This is a genomic window from Myxococcus sp. SDU36, from assembly GCF_030168875.1.
Lineage (GTDB): Bacteria > Myxococcota > Myxococcia > Myxococcales > Myxococcaceae > Myxococcus > Myxococcus vastator.
This window is the reverse complement of sequence record NZ_CP077414.1, coordinates 7,733,654-7,751,395: the sequence shown is the minus strand read 5'-3', so window position 1 is coordinate 7,751,395 and position 17,742 is coordinate 7,733,654. Positions and strand designations below refer to the sequence as shown.

The 17,742-nt window shown below is 68.5% G+C and carries 16 protein-coding genes; 9 read left to right on the top strand and 7 right to left on the bottom strand.

Annotated elements, in window-relative coordinates; genetic code table 11:
• Nucleotides 1-49 precede the first annotated feature (49 nt).
• A complete protein-coding gene (locus KGD87_RS31680) occupies nucleotides 50-775 on the bottom strand; it encodes a lysophospholipid acyltransferase family protein (protein ID WP_284664679.1) in 726 nt (241 codons plus the stop codon).
• Nucleotides 776-961: 186 nt separating this feature from the next.
• On the opposite strand from KGD87_RS31680, the gene KGD87_RS31675 reads away from it, so the two are divergent.
• The 4 genes from KGD87_RS31675 to gnd all read left to right on the top strand — a co-directional run bounded on the left by KGD87_RS31675 (nucleotide 962) and on the right by gnd (nucleotide 5,662).
• Nucleotides 962-1,861, top strand: coding sequence for an FkbM family methyltransferase (locus KGD87_RS31675; RefSeq protein WP_284664678.1), 900 nt, complete (start codon nucleotides 962-964; stop codon nucleotides 1,859-1,861).
• 123 nt (nucleotides 1,862-1,984) lie between these two features.
• Complete coding sequence (gene zwf / locus KGD87_RS31670; protein WP_284664677.1) at nucleotides 1,985-3,529, top strand: glucose-6-phosphate dehydrogenase; 1,545 nt, start codon at nucleotides 1,985-1,987, stop codon at nucleotides 3,527-3,529.
• Nucleotides 3,526-4,200, top strand: coding sequence for a 6-phosphogluconolactonase (gene pgl, locus KGD87_RS31665; protein ID WP_284664676.1), 675 nt, complete (start codon nucleotides 3,526-3,528; stop codon nucleotides 4,198-4,200). Before zwf ends, pgl begins: the two co-directional genes overlap by 4 nt.
• Nucleotides 4,201-4,237: 37 nt before the next feature.
• Nucleotides 4,238-5,662 (top strand): NADP-dependent phosphogluconate dehydrogenase, encoded by a 1,425-nt coding sequence (gnd, locus tag KGD87_RS31660; RefSeq protein WP_163783442.1) that lies wholly within the window; start codon nucleotides 4,238-4,240, stop codon nucleotides 5,660-5,662.
• Nucleotides 5,663-5,692: 30 nt separating this feature from the next.
• Here gnd and KGD87_RS31655 read toward each other — a convergent pair whose 3' ends face one another.
• Together KGD87_RS31655 and KGD87_RS31650 are read right to left on the bottom strand one after the other, a co-directional pair.
• Nucleotides 5,693-6,850 (bottom strand): hypothetical protein, encoded by a 1,158-nt coding sequence (locus KGD87_RS31655; RefSeq protein ID WP_284664675.1) that lies wholly within the window; start codon nucleotides 6,848-6,850, stop codon nucleotides 5,693-5,695.
• A complete protein-coding gene (locus KGD87_RS31650; protein WP_284664674.1) occupies nucleotides 6,850-7,695 on the bottom strand; it encodes an Imm49 family immunity protein in 846 nt (281 codons plus the stop codon). Before KGD87_RS31650 ends, KGD87_RS31655 begins: the two co-directional genes overlap by 1 nt.
• 111 nt (nucleotides 7,696-7,806) lie before the next feature.
• Here KGD87_RS31650 and KGD87_RS31645 point away from each other — a divergent pair, with 111 nt between their 5' ends.
• The 4 genes from KGD87_RS31645 to KGD87_RS31630 all read left to right on the top strand — a co-directional run bounded on the left by KGD87_RS31645 (nucleotide 7,807) and on the right by KGD87_RS31630 (nucleotide 11,375).
• Nucleotides 7,807-8,727 (top strand): AHH domain-containing protein, encoded by a 921-nt coding sequence (locus tag KGD87_RS31645; protein WP_284664673.1) that lies wholly within the window; start codon nucleotides 7,807-7,809, stop codon nucleotides 8,725-8,727.
• 29 nt (nucleotides 8,728-8,756) lie between these two features.
• Nucleotides 8,757-9,356 (top strand): imm11 family protein, encoded by a 600-nt coding sequence (locus tag KGD87_RS31640; RefSeq protein WP_284664672.1) that lies wholly within the window; start codon nucleotides 8,757-8,759, stop codon nucleotides 9,354-9,356.
• A gap of 46 nt (nucleotides 9,357-9,402) precedes the next feature.
• Nucleotides 9,403-10,011, top strand: a complete 609-nt coding sequence (locus KGD87_RS31635) for an imm11 family protein (protein ID WP_284664671.1) — start codon at nucleotides 9,403-9,405, stop codon at nucleotides 10,009-10,011.
• Nucleotides 10,012-10,205: 194 nt separating this feature from the next.
• Nucleotides 10,206-11,375, top strand: coding sequence for an acyl-CoA dehydrogenase family protein (locus tag KGD87_RS31630; RefSeq protein ID WP_284664670.1), 1,170 nt, complete (start codon nucleotides 10,206-10,208; stop codon nucleotides 11,373-11,375).
• Nucleotides 11,376-11,384: 9 nt separating this feature from the next.
• Here the strand turns inward: KGD87_RS31630 and KGD87_RS31625 are convergent, their stop codons facing one another.
• The 3 genes from KGD87_RS31625 to KGD87_RS31615 form a co-directional block, all read right to left on the bottom strand.
• On the bottom strand, nucleotides 11,385-12,785 hold the full coding sequence (locus KGD87_RS31625; protein WP_284664669.1) for a zf-HC2 domain-containing protein: 1,401 nt from the start codon (nucleotides 12,783-12,785) through the stop codon (nucleotides 11,385-11,387).
• On the bottom strand, nucleotides 12,782-13,342 hold the full coding sequence (locus KGD87_RS31620; RefSeq protein ID WP_163786196.1) for an RNA polymerase sigma factor: 561 nt from the start codon (nucleotides 13,340-13,342) through the stop codon (nucleotides 12,782-12,784). Before KGD87_RS31620 ends, KGD87_RS31625 begins: the two co-directional genes overlap by 4 nt.
• Before the next feature lie 133 nt (nucleotides 13,343-13,475).
• Nucleotides 13,476-13,640, bottom strand: a complete 165-nt coding sequence (locus tag KGD87_RS31615) for a hypothetical protein (RefSeq protein WP_284664668.1) — start codon at nucleotides 13,638-13,640, stop codon at nucleotides 13,476-13,478.
• Between the two features lie 161 nt (nucleotides 13,641-13,801).
• On the opposite strand from KGD87_RS31615, the gene KGD87_RS31610 reads away from it, so the two are divergent.
• Nucleotides 13,802-14,809 carry a cupin-like domain-containing protein gene (locus tag KGD87_RS31610; RefSeq protein ID WP_284664667.1) on the top strand — a complete coding sequence of 336 codons (1,008 nt, stop codon included), beginning with the start codon at nucleotides 13,802-13,804 and terminating at the stop codon, nucleotides 14,807-14,809.
• Between the two features lie 10 nt (nucleotides 14,810-14,819).
• On the opposite strand, the gene KGD87_RS31605 is transcribed toward KGD87_RS31610, so the two are convergent.
• Complete coding sequence (locus KGD87_RS31605; RefSeq protein ID WP_284664666.1) at nucleotides 14,820-17,564, bottom strand: CHAT domain-containing protein; 2,745 nt, start codon at nucleotides 17,562-17,564, stop codon at nucleotides 14,820-14,822.
• Nucleotides 17,565-17,742: the final 178 nt, after the last annotated feature.

Sequence of the window (17,742 nt, the reverse complement as noted above, 5' to 3'; positions counted from 1 at the left end):
TTGACGCCAGTGCGGGCTTGAGCGTGGACAGGGGCGTGCGAGGAGACGCTCAGCCCGTCCTGGCCAACGTCTGCTCGAACAGCGCGCGCACCTGCGTGGCCAGCTCCTGCGAGTCCGGACCGAAGGACTCCGGCGGCAGCGCGGGGAGCACGCGCACGCGGATGGAGGCGGTGGGGCTCATCCAGGGGCCGTCTCCGTCCAGCAGCCCCGGCGTGCCCTCCACCACCACGGGCACCACTGGAACGTGCTCCTCCAGCGCGAGCTGGAAGGCGCCCCGCTTGAAGGGCAGCAGCTGTCCGCCCTTGGAGTACGTCCCCTCCGGGAAGATGAGCACCGGCATGCCACGACGGAGCCAGCGCCGGCACGGGTCCAGGAGCTGGTGCATGGCGGTGGACGAGCCCCGGACGATGGGCACGTAGGCCAGCAGCGTCATCATCCACCCCACCAGCGGCAGCGAGAACAGCGACGCCTTCGCCACGAACTTGTAGGGATGGAACAGGCCCATGACGGCGAGGATGTCCGCGGCGGACTGGTGGTTGACCACCATCACACAGGGCCCGGGCGGAATGCGCTCACGGCCTTCGACTCGCGTGCGCCAGCCCGGAGACGCGTGCAGCCACAGGCCGTAGCACCAACGGCAGACCAGCGCGTGCAAGAGCCGCCGGTCCCGGTCGAACGGGTACGTGACGATGAGCAGCAACGCGCCCAGGGTGAACAGCACCGGAGCGGTGAGCAGGAAGACGACCCAGAACCAGAGCGTGACGGCGTACTTCATGGCGAGGCCCCAGGCATACCACCTTCCGGCCCACTCCACGCCCCTCTCCTGACAGCCCCGCCTCCCCACGGCCGCTCCCCGCTCATCCAGTCAGCCAGCCTGGAGGGGCCCTGGGGACTGCCCTCCAGGGCAATCCGCCGTTCCTTGCCCATGGACCCGTCGCTGCCATAAAGACAGACCACCCCCATGCCTCCCATCGACCCCGCGCTCCGAGCCGCCCGACTGGCCCACACGTTCGTCCCCTTCAGTCAGCTGCGCACGGCGCGGTTGCTGCTGGGGCTGAACGGACAGCAGCCGCTCGAGGTCCAGCGCAGGCTGTTCGGCTACGACCTGACGTTGCAGGCCCACCGCAGCACGACGCACATGCTGCTGTACCTGCAGGGCGACGACTTCCTGTCGGACCTCCCGCTCATCGCGCCCCATCTGCGGCCGGGCATGGTGGCCTTCGACGTGGGGGCCAACATCGGCTACCTCTCCATGTACCTGCGCAGCCGCATCGGCCCGCTGGGACAGCTCTTCAGCTTCGAGCCCGACCCGGAGAACCACGCGGAGCTGGACACCAACTTCCGGAACAACCACCTGCGCAACTGCCAGCCCGTCCAGGCGGCGGTGGGTTCGCGGGAAGGCGTCATCACCTTCGCCACGGGCCTCAACGGACACGTTCCCGAAGAAGGCGCGGAGGGCATCACCGTCCCGGTCGTCACCGTGGACGGCTTCGTCCAGAAGCAAGGCCTGTCACGCGTGGACTTCGTGAAGGTCGACGTGGAGGGCTTCGAGCTGGACGTGCTGGCCGGCATGCGGGCCACGCTCGAACGTCCGGACAAGCCCATCCTCTACATCGAGGTCCACGGACGGGGTGAGTATGCGCGAGCCGACCCTCGCCGCGTCTGCGAGGTGCTGGAGAGTCACTACAAGAACATCCGCGCCTACGTGTCCCCCGACGACTTCAAGGCGAAGCAGGGCCGCTTGCGCCGCCTGTGGGGCCGGGTGTCGCCTTTCGGTGACATCGAGCAGGCGTGCCGGGTCGACCTGCGCGAAGTGAAGCAGCACGACACCCAGCGCTACCAACTGCTCTGCCTGCCTTGAAGGGCGCGGAGCAGGCACGCTCCGCAACGTCGGACCGGCGTCACTGCCCACACTCTCCCTTGCATGGTGGCCGCGCGGAAGGCGTAAGGTGCCCGCCGGACCCAACCCGGAGGGAGGCAGCGAATGGACGCGCATCAGGGCCTGCACATCGAGACCCATCCCCGAGAAGGAGACCCGCTGGTTCGCGCCCGGCGGCCCGACCCGTGCGCGCTGGTGTTGTTCGGCGCCACCGGAGACCTGGCCCAGCGCAAGCTGTTCCCGGCCCTGTTCGAGCTGGCGCGAGACCACCTGCTGCCGGAGAGCTTCGCCGTCGTCGCCTTCAGCCGCTCCGAAGGGGACAGCGAGGCCTTCCGCGAACAGGTGAAGGCGTCCCTGCGGAAGTTCGCCCGCACCCAGCCCCTGGATGAGGCCATCTGGAAGGACTTCGCCCCGCGCCTGGAGCTCATCTCCGGCGGCTATGACGACCCGAAGTCCTTCGTGCGCCTGCGCGAGGAGCTCGACCGGGTCGCCCAGAAGTTCGGCACCCAGGGCAACCAGTTCTATTACCTGGCCACGCCGGCCTCCACCTTCCCCAAAATCCTCAACGGCCTGTCGGAGTCGGGGCTGCTCAAGCGCCAGGAGCAGGCCGACCCGCGCCCGTGGCAGCGGCTCATCATCGAGAAGCCCTTCGGCCACGACTTGGAGAGCGCCCGCGCGCTCAACCACGAGCTGGCGGCGGTGCTGGACGAGCGGCAGATCTTCCGCATCGACCACTACCTGGGCAAGGAGACGGTGCAGAACATCCTCGTCTTCCGCTTCGCCAACGCCATCTTCGAGCCGCTGTGGAACCGGCAGCACATCGACCACGTGGAAATCACCGCGGCGGAGACGCTGGGCGTGGAGGGGCGCGGCGGCTTCTACGACGAGACGGGCGTCATCCGGGACATGGTGCAGAACCACCTGCTCCAGGTGCTCGCGCTGTGCGCCATGGAGCCGCCGGTGTCCTTCGGCGCCGAGGACATCCGCGACGAGAAGAACAAGGTCTTCCGCGCGCTGCGCCCGCTGGAGGGCCGCGAGGTGTCCCGCGCGGTGGTGGCCGGCCAGTACGAGGGCTACCTCCAGGAGAAGGGCGTGAAGGCCGGCTCGCGCACGCCGACCTACGTCGCCATGAAGATGAACATCGACAACTGGCGCTGGGCGGGCGTGCCCTTCTATCTGCGCGCGGGCAAGAAGCTGAAGCGGCGCCTGACGGAGGTGTCCATCCACTTCAAGTCGGTGCCCATCAGCCTCTTCTCCGGCGAAGGCGCCACCTGCCAGCGGCTGCAGCCCAACGTGCTCACGCTGCGCATCCAGCCCCAGGAGGGCATCGCGCTCTCCTTCGAATCCAAGGTGCCCGGCGAGGACGTCAACATCGCGGGCGTCACCATGGACTTCAACTACCAGGAGACCTTCCAGCGGCCGGTGCCCGAGGCCTACGAGCGCCTGCTGCTGGACTGCATGCGCGGCAACGCCACCCTCTACGCGCGGCAGGACAGCGTGGAGCAGGCGTGGACCTTCGTGACGCCCATCCTCCAGGCCCTGGAGTCCGGCGAGGGCGGACCGGCGCACGGCTACACGGGCGGCGGCGCGGGCCCGGACGCCGCGGCCGCGCTGCTGGCCCGGGATGGCCGCCGGTGGACGGGCCTGTGAGCCCCAGCGCGCGCACGCACGTCGTGCCCACCGAGTCCCTGCCCCGGGAGGCCGCGGTGTGGATGGCGCGCGCGCTCCAGGACACGCTCGCCACCCAGCGTCGCGTCAGCCTGGCCGTGTCGGGTGGCGGCACGCCGGGGCCAGCGTACCGGGCGCTGGCGGCGCAGGTGCTTCCCTGGGAGCGCGTGGACGTCTACTTCGTGGACGAGCGCTTCGTGCCGCCCGACCACGCGGACAGCAACTACCGGATGGTGGAGGACGCGCTGCTGCGTCCCTTGCGACTGTCGCCGTCGCAGGTGTTCCGGATGGAGGGGGAGCGCGAGGACCGTGACGCCGCCGCGAAGGACTACGCGGCGAAGCTGCCTGCTGCCTTGGACGTGGTGCTGCTGGGCATGGGAGAGGACGGGCACACGGCCAGCCTCTTCCCCGGCCACCCCGCGCTGGAGGAAACCGGGCAGCGCGTCCTGGCGGTGGTGGGCCCCAAGCCGCCGCCCTGGCGGATGACGTTGACGCTGCCGGTGTTGCGGTCCGCTCGGCACGTACTGACCCTGGTGTCGGGGGCGGGCAAGCGGGACACGGTGCGCCGGGCGCAGGCGGGGGACCTGAGCCTCCCCGCCGCCCGGGTGACGAATTCGGAGTGGATGTTGGACCCCGCCGCCGCCGGGCGGTGAGGGCTCCCTGTCGCGAACCTTCCAGGAGGAACCAACGATGAGTGAGGCAGCGGGCGCGCAGTTCGGCGTGGCGGGAATGGGCGTCATGGGGGCGAGCCTCGCCCTCAACATCGCGGACCACGGCTTCCGGGTGGCCGTATGGGACAGGCACGCGGAGCGCATCGACGAGATGCACCGCAAGCACGGTCACCCCGAGGTCTGGGGCACCGAGTCGCTGGAGGCCTTCATCCAGCGGCTGGAGCGCCCGCGCAAGGTGCTGCTGATGGTGACGGCGGGCGCGGCGGTGGACTCCATGCTGGAGCGCCTCTTGCCGCTGATGGCGGAAGGCGACGTCATCATGGACGCCGGCAACTCGTGGTTCCTGGACACGCGCCGCCGCGAGGAGCAGTGCAAGGCCCAGGGCATCCACTTCCTGGGTGTCGGCGTGTCCGGCGGCGAGGAGGGTGCGCGCAACGGCCCCTCCATCATGCCGGGCGGCGCCCCCGCGGCGTACGAGCTGGTGCGGCCGGTGTTCGAGGCCATCGCCGCGAAGACGGACCTGGGACCGTGCGTCACCTACGTGGGGCAGGACGGCGCCGGGCACTTCGTGAAGATGGTGCACAACGGCATCGAGTACGCGGACATGCAGTTGCTCGCGGAGACGTACGACGTGCTGCGCCGCGGGCTCGGGCTGGACGCGGACGCGCTGGCGGACCTGCTGTCCAAGTGGGACCACGGCATCGCCGGCTCGTTCCTGCTGGAGACCACCATCAAGGTGCTGCGCCAGAAGGACCCGGAGACGGGCAAGCCGCTGGTGGACCTGGTGTTGGACAAGGCGGGCCAGAAGGGCACGGGCAAGTGGACGGTGCAGGTGGCGTTGGACCTGGCCGTGCCGATTCCGTCCATCGCCGCGTCGCTGGACGCGCGCATCCTGTCCTCCATGAAGGACGAGCGCGTGGCCGCCGCGCCGAAGCTGAAGGGCCCGGCGGTGCAGCTCAGCAAGGAGGAGCAGGCGCAGCTCGCGGCGTGGACGCATGACGCGCTCTACGCGGCGCGCGTGGTGACGTATGCGCAGGGCATGCGGCTCATCCAGGCGGCGTCCCAGGAGTACCAGTGGAACATCCACCTGGCGGAGCTGGCGCGCATCTGGCGGGGGGGCTGCATCATCCGCGCGAAGCTGCTCACGCCGCTGCGTGAGGCCTTCCAGCAGCAGCCGGCGCTGCCCAACCTGGTGGTGTCCGACGCCTTCGCGCCGGTGCTGGAGCGCATGGCGCCCGCGTGGCGGCAGGTGGTGGGCGTGGCCACCCGCGTGGGCATCCCCGTGCCGGTGTTCAGCTCTTCGCTGGCGTACCTGGACAGCTACCGCACCGCGGAGCTGCCGCAGAACCTCACCCAGGCGCAGCGTGACGCCTTCGGCGCGCACACGTATCAGCGCAAGGACCGGCCGGAGGCGGGCTTCGTCCACACGGAGTGGGGCAAGTAGTCAGGGCCCGGCGCTTCCCGGGCGCGGGCGTCACGGCGCCCGGGACGGCTTCTGGACGGTGCGCTCCGTCAGCAGCGCGCCTGTGCCTCCCTCATCGGAGACCGAGCAGATGAGCGTCCGGTGCGAGGAGGCGTATCCCCGCACGTAGGAGCGCGTGGCGACGCAGAGCGAGGCCACGCCGCTCGCCGCGCCGACATCTCCGAAGGCGATGGCGGGGAGCACGAGCCGGCTCCCCGCGAAGTCGACCTGCTCGTGGAGGAGCTGCTGGGCATGGCCCCAGACGCGCGCCTTCCATTCCTCACCGTTGAGGTCCAGCAGGAGGTCTCCCCGGAACGGCTCCCGGACTCCGGCGGCCTCCAGCGTTCGCTGGACAGTCACGGCGAGCTTGCGTCCCCACTCGGGGGCCGACTGACTGCGGGAGCGGACGGGCGCATCCTCCTCCGAGGGCGCTTCGGGTGCGTCCTGAACCACGGCGGCCAGGATGCGAGACTCGGCCCGAGCCCCCCGCTGCTCCGCGTGCAGGGCTCGCTCCACCAGCACACAGGCCGCGGACTCGCTGGGGCACAGGCCCACGGGACGCTCGGACGTCTTGAGCCGCCCCTCGCGGATGAGGAGGTTGATGCTGGGGCGGTCCAACCAGGAGTCGGTGCCCAGGATGAGGACGCGCTCCATGCGGCTGCGCGTGAAGAGCGCTTCGGCCCGCTGCACCGCCGTCGCCACGCCATGGGGCCCGCCGGGGATGAAGCCGCCTGGAATCATCTGGAGCGGCAAATGCGTCAGGCGCGCGAGCAGGTCCGCGCAGTAGGCCTCCAGCAACGCGGGGACCTCGGGGTCCGGCCAGAAGAAGCGCTCGAACAGGAGCGGGGGCAGCACCCAGGCGACGCCCGTCGTCTGCCAGAAGCGAGCGTCCTCACGCCCCGGCAACTGGCTGTAGTCCACCAGGTCCTCCAGGGCCGTGACGGCCATGCGGACCCAGGTGCCTGACTGGATGAAGCCATTCGTGAAGCCTTCAATGGGCGCTCCCGAGACGGGCGCCTCGAGTTCGGCTTCGTCATAGGCAACCGCCTGGGCCAGGGGGTGGCGCCACGTCAGGCCCGCGCGCTGCGCGGCGCAGCTCGTGACGACGTCGAAACCCAGACTGGACACCATGCCCAGACCACTGATGACGATTCCCGTTGCTGGAGGCATCAGCGTTTCGACTTCTTGCTTGGCTTCTTGAAGGAGCTGAAGGGCTCGGGGACGCGCCAACTGTCCGGGTCGGGCGGCTTGCGCAGGTGGAACCTCCGCGCGACGCCGGGCGCCAGCGGATGGTCCGGCGCCACGGTGAGTCCGGCGCGCTGGGCCAGCTCGATGTAGGCCAGGATTTCGGTGGAGACGTGCGCGGTGGTGGCGGCCTCGTCGGGGTTCTGCGTCTCCTCGCGGCGCGCCTTGTCGTAGGCCTTGCGCTTCTGGTCGATGAGGGCTTCGAGCCCTTCGTCAAAGCGCTGCTGGTCCTTGTCGATGAGCCCCCAGCAGACGTCGAGATGCGGGTCGGGGTTCTCCTTGGTCAACCTGGCGAAGAGCTCCAGGTCGGGCAGCAGTTCCTCACGCGGGACGTTTCCAAAGAAGAACGCCATGGGCAGCCATACGGCGAAGAAGTCCTCTTCGTATTCGCGCGTGGTGTCGGGCTTGCGTGGGCACAGCGGGGCCATGGCCCGCGCGGCCTCATCGTCTCGGCAGGCGACGGCGTCGAAGAAGGGCTCGGCCTTCGAGGTGAGCTTCTCTCCGTCGGGCGCGGTCGCGAGGAAGTGCAGGAAGGCGCGAGCGCTCTTGGACAGGTATGCGTAGAACGGCTCCGGGTCGCTGGTGGCCAGGAGCGAGCCCGTCGCGATGCGCCGATGGAGCAGGCAGATGTACGCGTAGTTCTGCAGCGCGGGAGGCGCAGCGATGACGCGCGGAAGCAGCTCCTCGAGCGCGGTGCCTGAGTTCTTGATGGCGATGGGGAGGAAGTTCGGCTTCATGTCGTCAGCGCGGGTGAATGGCCAGATGCGCATTCTACGCCCGGGTCCGTCACGTGTCGCTGGCCTTGGCCGCAGGCCCTTGACCCTCCCGGATGCGTCCGGGACACTCGATGGCGCAGGCACCCTTCAGCTCGGGACCAGGCCATGTCGAAGAAGAAGGACACGGGGCATTTCGGGGACGCGGAACTCAACGACCTCCACCTCATCGTGAAGAGCACGACCGAGGGTGGCGCCTGCCTCACCGGGCACACGGGCGATTTCTCCGGCTTCAAGAACAAGGTTTCCTGCAATTACCGGTATCAAGCCTACGAGCAGGCGGACAGCCACGGGGAAATCAAGGAGCGGTTGCACCGCTACAACGAGCACCCACCCGAGCGGCGCCTCCAGACCTCTGCCTACCGGGCGAACAAGGGCGGCATGACGCCCGACCGCTACTGCGCCCATCTGGACATTCCGGAGCCGGGAGACTGGGACATCGGCGGTCCTCCGCGCGCCATCAAGCGCCGGACCTTCGCCAAGGGCAAGGTCCGCATTCCCGCCGGCTACAACTTCACGCAGGACACCTGGCCGTACTGGAACAACGCCCACCACCTGATTCCGAAGGGCACGTTGGACTCGGTCATCCAGAAGCAGGAGGCCAGGGTCAGCAACATGATCCAGAAGGCCCTGCTCAAGGCCAAGTACAACATCAACCACAAGAAGAACATGTTGCTGATTCCGCAGGACCGTGAGGTCGCTGCGCTGCTCAACCTGCCACGCCATATCCAACTGAAGGATGACGATACGAAGTCGCTTCCGGCGTCGTGCACGGACCACGCCATCTACAATCTCATTGTAGATAAAATGGAAAAAGGACTGACGGAAATCGTCGCAGAGTACAAAAAGATCTGCCATCAGGCGGCAACCGGAGAAGAGCATGGAATTCCAGATGCAGAACTCGACAAGACTCGACTTGAGAGTCTCTCGACGAAGCTTCTGAACCTGATCCTTTCATGGGGTCGCACCGGCGGAACTGGCCCTTCCCTGGATAAGAAAGCAAATCAGTCGCTCAGAAAGTCCATGTAAAACTCGTGCATCACAAGGGACACCGCCCAGTGCACTACTATCTCATTTTGCTCATGCCCCGCGAAAACCTGCAATACTGCTTCATCAACGAGTATCCTGAAGGGCTTGGAATCATCGACTACAAGATTGGTCATGGAGAACCACTTGGCGCGGACTATCCAATGGATGCTCGTGTCTACATGACTGAGCGTTACAAGGGAATGCAGGTTCCGGACCTCGTGGAAAACACCTGCGGCATGCTCATTGTCAGCAGGCGCGTCAAAGAGGTCTTCGAGCGCGTCAACCAAAGTCCCGTGGAGTACCTACCTGTCGCCATCTACAATCACAAGAAACGCGTTGCCTCCACGGACCACTTCATCGTCAATCCACTTGGAACCGTGGACTGCCTCAACCTAGAGGCATCGGAAATCGAATATCACAACGGCAAGGTCGTAAGTGTCGACAACCCTGTACTGGATCCTGCCAAGGTTGAAACCGCTCCTCACCTCTTCAGGATGCGCGAACACTCTTACTCATATCTATTCAGCGAAGTCATGTTTCAAGCACTGCGCACGCTCGACCCACGCCCGACCAACTTCATTCTCGATCAACTAGCTCAAGTACCCTCGGGCACCCCGCATTGCGCATGATGTCCACCCATCAAGAGGCTCCTTCAAAAACACGAGGCAAGCACGGATGAACTACCACCTCATCCACTTGATGCCTCGCGAAGATCAAAACTTCTGCTTCATCGACGACAAGCCTGAAGGTATTGGAATAAAATCATACAAGCTCGGGAAGGGTCTTCCTCTCGGCAGCGACTACCCACCGAACGCCCGCGTCTTCATGACCGACCGCTACAAAGGAATCCAGGTATCGGACCTCATCGAAAACGCATGCAACCTGCTTATCGTCAGCAAAAGAGTCAAAGAGGTCATTGAGCGCATCAACAAAGCGCCCACAGAGTATCTTCCCCTATCCATCTACAACCACAAGAAGCGTGCGGCCTCGACCGACTATTTCATCATCAATCCACTCGGCACGTTCGACTGTCTCAACCTGGAGACCTCGGACATCGTGTACCACAACGACAAGGTGGTCGACGTCCGCAACTTCGTGCTCGATCCACTGAAGCTTGAGAACGCGCCTCACCTGTTTCGGGTCCAAGAGGACTCCTACACTTACATCATCAGCGAACAACTTCGGCAGGAACTGCGCACATTGGACCCACGTCCAACCAACTTCTTCATTACAGAACTTGAGCAGGTCCCGTCTCACACCAAGCTCACCTCATCGACGGACTGACCTGCTTCACACAAGCGGCGGCGCGCCCAACCAACTTCCTGCTCGACCTACTCGACCAAGTACCGGCGAAGTCCGCAAATACCCAGCCAGAGTGATGCAATGGCTGCCCATGACTGAATCCCCCTGGCGCGCCGCATCTTTCACAAACACCGTACATCAGGCATCATTGAAGCTCTCTTTCCGGAGCCTCGACCATGACGCTGGATGCCGGAGCGAAGCTGCTGCATGCGGTACGTGAGTTGGCCCCTGCCCTCTCCGCTCGCAGCGGGGAGATTGAACAGGCACGACAGCTCCCCCTGGACCTCATCGCCACGCTGAAGGACCTCGGCGTCTACCGGATGCTGGTCCCGCGCAGCCACGGCGGCCTGGAGCTGGACCTCGTCACATGCCTCGACGTCCTCTCCGAGCTGGCCCGCGCGGACGCCTCCACCGCCTGGACGATGATGATTGCCTCGGAGAGCCCCCAGCTCTTCGCCCTCCTCCCCCGCGAGGAGTTCGACGCCGTCTACGCCCCGGGGCCCAATGCCACCGGGGGCGGCGCCTTCAATGCCCAGGGCAAGGCCGTGCAGGTGGACGGCGGCTACCGCGTCACCGGCCACTGGAACTTCGCCACCGGCTGCCGCACGAGCGAGTGGCTGTTCGGCAACTGCGTCGTGCTCGGCCCGGACGGCAAGCCCCGCCCGGGCCCCGCCGAGGGCCTGCCCGAGACGCGCGCCATGCTGCTGCCCGCCAGCGAGGTCCGCATCATCGAGCACTGGGACGTGCTCGGCCTGCGCGGCACCGGCAGCCACGACATCGCCATTGACGCCTTCGTCCCCCAGCAGCGCACCTTCGACATCTTCACCGGCCAGCCCTGCGTACCGGGCGCCAACTTCGTGGTGCCGGTGCTCCACTACGCCATGCACATCGGCGCGGTGGCGGTGGGCATCGCCCAGGGCGCGGTGGATGACCTGCTCGCCCTCGCCCGCTCGGGCAAGCGCAGGCTGTACGCGCGCACCTCGCTGGTGGACTCCCCCGTGTTCCGCAACCGCCTGGGCCGCGCCGAGACAGGCGCCCGCGCCGCGCACGACGCGCTCCGCCGCATGGCCGAGGTGTTCTGGGAGGCCTGCCAGCAATCCCCCGTGAGCGCCTTCGGACTCGCGCCCCAGGTGTCCTCCACCCTGACCTGGGCCGTGGAGACCGCCGCCGAGGTGGTGACGGCCTGCTACCACGCGGGCGGCGCGACGTCGGTGCGCGACGGCGCCTCGCTCCAGCGCCGCTTCCGCGACATCCACACCCTCACCCAGCACGCGGCCGTGGCGGAGGGCTGGTTCACCCAGGAAGGCAGCGCCCTCCTGGGCTTCCCCGTCCTCTTCGAGGCCTGAAGCGCGCGCTCAGTTGATTTCAGCGCACGGGAAGAGCGTGTTGTACGCGCCACACGTGCGCAGCGTGGCCAGCAGCAGGTGCTCGGCGTTGGCCGCGCGGCCGGACGCATCCTCGCTCCGGGCCCGCTCACGCTCGGCCAGCAGGTTGAGCCACGGGTCCCTGGAGCCATGGGCGTAGCGCTGCAGGGCCTTGAGCGACTCCGCGTCCCGGGCGGCCTCGCCCGTGTGGAGCAGCGCGCCGACGTACAGGTCCGTCTCCTGGGAGACGCGCAGCCGCTCCAGCAGACCGGGGACGGACTCGCCCTTCACCAGCCGCGCATAATCCTCCGCCAGCGGCGCACGCGCCTGGAAGTCATGCGCCGCCACAGCTCGGACGTAGTCCTGGAGCACCGTGCCTTCCCCCAGCCGGTCCAACGCCGCGGCGAGCGGCAGCAGCGAGGCCACCGCGCCCGCCGAGGTGGCCGAGCGCACCGCTTCATAGAGCGCCGCGCGCGTCACCGCGGGCTGCTGGTGCACCAGGTACGACGCGTCCGCCGTCTTCTCGGTGAGCTGCGTCCACGTCTCCCGCACCTGGCGCCGCCACCGGGCGGCCTCCGCGTCACGCAGCGCGCGCAGCTCGTCCGCGCGCTTCTCCGCGGCCACCTTCCAGCCCGCCTCCTGGCCCGGCAACGACGCGACGTCGCGGAACGACGCCTCCGCCTGCTTCAGCAGTCCCAGGCCCCGCAGCGCCAGCCCCCGGTTCCACAGCGCCTGCGCGTGCCGCGGCTCCTGGCGCAGCGCGCCGCCGAGCAGGTCCAGCGCCTCCTCCCACCGCTGCCCGCTGAGGGCCACCACCGCGCGGTCATTGTCCCGGTCCGCCGAGGCCGGCGCCCGCGACAGGAAGGACTCCGCCTGCTGCCAGTCCCCGCGCAGCGCATAGGCCGCGGCGATGCCCCGGAAGTCCCGCTGCTCCTCCAGCTCCGCCAGGGGACGCAGCGGCAGCGGGTTCGCGGCGTCGGACGTGCCGCGCATCGGCTCGTAGGGCAGGAAGCGGTCCGCCATCGGGTGGCTGAGCCGCGCCTCCAAGGTCCGCACGTCCGCGCCCGCCAGCCACACGTCGGCGGGGGCCTCCGGCTGCGTCTGGAGACGGAACACGCCCACCGCCGCCAGCCCCGCCGCCAGCGCCACCGGCACCACCGTGCGGGACACCCGCTGCATCCACGGCCGCAGCGGCGTCACCTTCGCGGGCGGCGGCTCGGCGACGCTGGCGCTGCCCAGGGCGCGACTGGCCAGCAGCTCCAACTGGAGCAAGTCCCTCAGCCCCGCCTCGCATTCAGGACAACGTCCCAGGTGCTGGCGGAAGACCTCCGCGTCGGGAGCGGACAGCTCTCCGTCCACGAAGAAATGTAGGTTGGTGCATGGAGAAATCATGAGCTCGTGGCCCCCTGCTCCCGGGCTACCACCACCTGGGGCAGCAGCAGTTCCTTCAAATCCCTACGGGCCAGGGTGAGCCAGCTGCCCACGGTGCCCACGGGAACATTGAAATGCTCGGCGATGGCGTTGTAGCGCTTGCCCTCCGCGTGAAGGCGGTAGGCGTCACGCAGGTGCGGCTTCAGCCGCTCGATGGCCTTCTGGAAGGCGTCGGTGCTCACCAGCTCCCAGTTCTCCTGGGTCTCGTCTGGTGACATCGCCAAATCCTGCACCAGCGCCAGGTGCGGCATCCCCCGGGACTCCGTCCGCTGGCGGCGGCAATAGTCCAGGAAGCGGTTCGTCATCGTCGTACACAGCCACGCAGCCGCCGCGGAGTCCGTCCGGTCCTTCAGATGCTCGAACTCCGGCATCGCCCGCTCGAAGGTCTCCTGGACGAGGTCCTCCGGCTCCAGGCTGGAGCGGGCACACAACCGGCGGGCCAGCCCTAGAAGGCTGGGCCGATGCTGACGGATGAACGCTTCAAAGCGCCTCCGCTCCCGGTTGAAGAGGTTGGACATTCAGCCCCACTCACATGCGCGCCTGCGCGTTCCCCAGTCAGAAACGCGCGGCGTTCCAATCCTTGAAAAGAAAAAGAAAGACCCGGGCAGAAAAATGCCCGGGAGGGTGAAAAACCCCGCCCGGGCCTGGCGCTTAGCGGGCCTGGCCGGGGCCCAGATGCTCCGGCCCTGCCAGGGGAGGAACCGCGGGCGACGGCAGCGGGAGCCGCTTGCGCGGGGCGACGCTGGCCGTGTCGCAGTTGACGTAGGTGTTCTTCACGTGGGCTTCGCCGGACTCGGAATCCAAGCTACCGGCCATAAGGGATTCGACGGGCGTCATGAGCGCTCGCACCTCGCGATGGGGATGGTTTGAAAGCTAGACATGGGTGATACGGCAACACGTACAGTCCTTATCACGACACGCGCCAACCCCGCGCATCTGACGGGGCGACTCGCGACATGGAATTCACGGAGTTCTGAATGAACAGGGACGACTCGCGCCTGGCATTGGAGTGGCACACCTGGCTGGCGGAGAACCTCGCCCTGGGCGTGAGCACGGAGGACGCGCAGCGGGTGCTGGTGGACGCGGGCGTGGAGGCGTCGCTGGCGCAGCGGGAGATTGCCGCGGCGCAGGCGCACCCCTACGTGGTGGCGGCGCGGCGGATTGGCCGGCGCTACGAGTGGCTGGAGGCGCTGGCGGACCTCTACGCGGAGCTGCACCGCCAGTCCGGCGCGGTGACGCTGGAGAAGCGCCGCGGGGTGAGCCCGGCGGAGTTCTTCACCCGCTACTACTTCGGTCACCGGCCGGTGGTGCTGCAGGGCTTCATGGAGGACTGGCCGGCGATGCGCCGCTGGTCGCTCGCGGACTTCCGGGAGCGCTTCGGGGACGTGGAGGTGGAAATCATGTCCGGGCGCGACACCAATCCGGACCATGCGTCGCAGCCCGACAAACACCGCCAGGTGGTGACGCTGCGCGACTACGTCCAGCGGGTGGAGACGGACGGAGAGACGAACGACTTCTACATGGTGCCGCGCAACGAGAATTGGAAGCGTGACGGGCTGGCCCGGCTGCGCGAGGACATCCGCGCGCCCGCCGGCATCATCGACCCGGAGTTGCGCCCGGACATGACGACGCTGCTGCTGGGCCCGCCGGGCACCGTCACCCCGCTCCACCACGACAACATGAACGTGCTGCTGGGCCAGGTGATGGGCCGCAAGCACGTGCGGCTGGTGCCGTCCTTCCAGCGTCACCTCGTCTACCCGCGCCATGGCACCTTCAGCGCCGTGGACGCGGCGAGCCCGGACGCGGCGCGCTTCCCGCTCTACGGCGAGGCCACCGTCCTGGAGGGGGTGGTGGAGCCGGGCGAGCTGCTCTTCCTGCCCGTGGGGTGGTGGCACTGGGTGCGCGCACTGGACGTGAGCGCCACTGTCACGTTCCATCATTTCCAGCTCCCGGGAGGCAACACGCACCTGAGGACTCCGCAGTAGACGGCCGCACTCAATAGGACTCCACGAGGATGACGTGCCGGGTCCACCCTGCACGGCTGTCCCGCTCCAGCCAGCGCTGACGCTCGTCCCGCAGGGCCACCGCCGGCGCGGCGCCTTCACGGATGCGGCGCCGGACGCCATCGAAGAAACGTCCGGCGGCATCCGGGATATCCACCGTGGAGGCCAGCACCGCGCGCGCGCCCGCGTCGATGAAGGCCGCGGGCAGGCTGAAGGGCTCGTGGCTGGTGGTGGTGCTCGCCGCGCGTCCGGCGCTGCACGCCGCCAGGAACACCATGGGCGCCCCCGTGAGCTTCTGCTGCCGCACCACGTCCGCGGTGAGCGCGTAGCGGCCGCTCGTCTCCGGGGACAGCACCACCAGCGACGCGTCCGAGAGCGCCGGGTCCATGATGCCGTGGGCGTGGATTTCGATTTCGGTGGCGTCCCGCATGTCCGCCAGCACGCGCGCGGGCGTGGCGTCCGAGCCGGACAGCACCTGCAGCGGCACCGCCTCCGCCTCCTGCGAGGGCAGCCACTGCGGCAGCCGCGGCAGTTGGAGCAGCGCGGGCGCATCCACGCTGGAGACGACGAGCCGCCGGGCCGAGGGCGTGGTGCGCGGCTGGGCCGTGCGGCCGAGCCGGAAGCTCCAGGGCACCTCCGGCGGCAACAGGTCCGTGCGACCGAAGACAGGCGGCCAGGCGAGCACGTCCACGCGCTCGCAGCCCCGCAACACCGCACGCAGCCGCTCCGGCACCAGCCGTGAGGTGTCCGCGCGGCTGAAAGGCCCCTGCCGGTCCGTCTCATAGTGGCCCAGCACCTGGCCTTGCGTGCCACGCGCCACCAGGACCGTGCGCTCGCCGTGCACCGCCGCCGCCAGGGCGCAGCGCCGAGGCACGGGCGTGCCGAGCTGCGCGGCCATCAGCTCCAGCGCCTGGGTGTACTCGCCCGCCTTGCCCGCGTCCGTGACGAGCGACGAATAGCTCAGCGCCCAGGCCTCGCGCGCCAGCGAATCTCCCCGAGGCAGCGCCTCCGCCTCGGTGAGGGTCTGCCGCAGCAGCGCCAGCCCCCGCGCCCTGTCGGAGTCCAGCAGGAAGCGGCCCTCCACGTAACGGGCATACACCGCGTCGCTGGGCATGGGGTTGCTGTGGTTGGCCCACGTGAGGGCCCGCCGCAGCAGCGCCTCGTCCCCGGGCTTCGGCCGGGTGCGCGCCAGCTCCGCCAGGTTGACGGCGAACAGCAGGCTCAGCGGCTCGTTCTCGCAGGCGGCGTTCGCGTCCACCTCGCGGCGCGCGTCGTCCATGCTGTTGTCCAGGTAGTACGTGTGGGCCAGGTTCTCCCGGGGCCAGACGCAGTTGCCGCGCCCGCGGGCGGACCACTCCTCGACATAGGCGCGCGAGCTGGCGAAGTCCCCGCGCGAGCGGGTGATGGCGGCCAGCGCCTCCAGGGCGGTGAACTCCATGTCCCACTCGCGGAGCTGGCGCGCCCAGGCCCAGGCGGTGCGGGCATGCTGCTCGCCTTCGGTGAGGCGCTGGAGGTCGGCGTAGAGGATGCCCAGCCGCAGCTCCAGGTCCACGCAGCGCGCGGACAGGCCGTCCTCGCGGCAGCGCTGGAGCGCGTTGAAGATGCGCTGCTCGGCCTTCCACCACTGGCCCTCGGCCGTCTCGCGGATGGCCTCCTCACGCTCGATGTAGAGGTTGAACCAGGGGTCGTTCTGGCGCTTCGCGCGCTCCACGACCTGGGTCAACATGCGGCGCGTGGCGCGCATGTGCTGGGCCGTGCCCAGGAAGAGGTCGTCCTCTCCCGAGGCCAGCACCCGCTCCAGCAGCTTGTCCGGCTGGCTCAGCTTGCCGCGCACCAGCGACGCGTACTCGCGCGACAGTGCGCCGCGGCGCGTGAAGTTCCGGCGGCTTACCCGCTGGACGTAGTCCGTCAGCGTGGAGCCGCCGTGGCCGCGGTCCAGCTCCTGCGCCAGGGGCAGCAGGGTCAGGACACGCTCCTTCGACGGCGCCGCGCGGACCACTTCATAGAAGGCCTGCCGGACGATGCCCGGGTCCTTGCGGGCCGCCTCCAGCGGCAGAGGTGCCTGAGGGTCATCCACCAGCGCCAGCGTGGCCTCGCGCGCTTCCTTCCACCGGCGCGCGCGCTCCATCGTGGCGTCGCGTTGCTCGCGGGCGTTGGCCTTCGCCTCGCGGCTCCAACCCGGCTCCCCCATCAGCGCCACCTGTTCGAAGGTGTCCGCCGCCTTCATCGTGAGCCCCATCTGCTGGAGCACCAGCGCGCGGTTCCACATGGCCTGCGCATGCCGCGGCTGCGCCTTCAGCACGCCGTCCAGCAACCGCAGGGCCTGCTCATGTGCGCCCCGAGCGAGGTACACCGCGGCCAAATCACTGTCGCGGTCCGGCGAGGCGGGCATGCGCTCCAGGAACGCGCCCGCCTGGTTCCACTCGCCCTGGAGGGCATACGCGGAGGCGATACCAGACAGGTCGCCCGCCTCCTCCAGCCGGGCGAGGTCGCGCAGGGGAATGGGCTCGGGAGGAACCGGGCAGCCGCCCGCCGACGTGCGTGGCCGGTAGCGGTCCGCTTCGGGGTGCGTGAGCCGGGCCTCGATGCGTGACGCGGAGCGCCGCTCCGCCCAGAACTGCGCTGATACGGGTGCCCCGCTCCCCTTGGAGGGCGTGCGGGCAAGCAGGACGGTCAACACCAAAACGGGCGTGGCCAGCGCCAGGACCAGGACTTTGTCGTACGCCGGCTTCAACATACTGCCCCCTCGGGCGCCAACCCCCAAGCAGCCGCCCAGCTACCGCGTTGTACACCATCCACCGTTCCCCACCGACTTCCGGCGGAGGCTGGGCAACCCGCAACAGACGCCTGGCGCATTACCCCCCGCGGCATTTCTCCCGCTTTTTCCAACCCACCTCCCCTACCGCCCGCCCACG

What these genes read in the sequence shown, in the direction of transcription:
- KGD87_RS31680 (WP_284664679.1), bottom strand. Translation starts at nt 775, where the DNA reads ATGAAGTACGCCGTCACGCTCTGGTTCTGGGTCGTCTTCCTGCTCACC.
- KGD87_RS31650 (WP_284664674.1), bottom strand. Translation starts at nt 7,695, where the DNA reads ATGCGCATCTGGCCATTCACCCGCGCTGACGACATGAAGCCGAACTTC.
- KGD87_RS31610 (WP_284664667.1), top strand. Translation starts at nt 13,802, where the DNA reads ATGAACAGGGACGACTCGCGCCTGGCATTGGAGTGGCACACCTGGCTG.
- KGD87_RS31635 (WP_284664671.1), top strand. Translation starts at nt 9,403, where the DNA reads ATGAACTACCACCTCATCCACTTGATGCCTCGCGAAGATCAAAACTTC.
- KGD87_RS31605 (WP_284664666.1), bottom strand. Translation starts at nt 17,564, where the DNA reads ATGTTGAAGCCGGCGTACGACAAAGTCCTGGTCCTGGCGCTGGCCACG.
- KGD87_RS31655 (WP_284664675.1), bottom strand. Translation starts at nt 6,850, where the DNA reads ATGCCTCCAGCAACGGGAATCGTCATCAGTGGTCTGGGCATGGTGTCC.
- zwf (WP_284664677.1), top strand. Translation starts at nt 1,985, where the DNA reads ATGGACGCGCATCAGGGCCTGCACATCGAGACCCATCCCCGAGAAGGA.
- KGD87_RS31630 (WP_284664670.1), top strand. Translation starts at nt 10,206, where the DNA reads ATGACGCTGGATGCCGGAGCGAAGCTGCTGCATGCGGTACGTGAGTTG.
- gnd (WP_163783442.1), top strand. Translation starts at nt 4,238, where the DNA reads ATGAGTGAGGCAGCGGGCGCGCAGTTCGGCGTGGCGGGAATGGGCGTC.
- KGD87_RS31625 (WP_284664669.1), bottom strand. Translation starts at nt 12,785, where the DNA reads ATGATTTCTCCATGCACCAACCTACATTTCTTCGTGGACGGAGAGCTG.
- KGD87_RS31645 (WP_284664673.1), top strand. Translation starts at nt 7,807, where the DNA reads ATGTCGAAGAAGAAGGACACGGGGCATTTCGGGGACGCGGAACTCAAC.
- KGD87_RS31615 (WP_284664668.1), bottom strand. Translation starts at nt 13,640, where the DNA reads ATGGCCGGTAGCTTGGATTCCGAGTCCGGCGAAGCCCACGTGAAGAAC.
- KGD87_RS31675 (WP_284664678.1), top strand. Translation starts at nt 962, where the DNA reads ATGCCTCCCATCGACCCCGCGCTCCGAGCCGCCCGACTGGCCCACACG.
- KGD87_RS31620 (WP_163786196.1), bottom strand. Translation starts at nt 13,342, where the DNA reads ATGTCCAACCTCTTCAACCGGGAGCGGAGGCGCTTTGAAGCGTTCATC.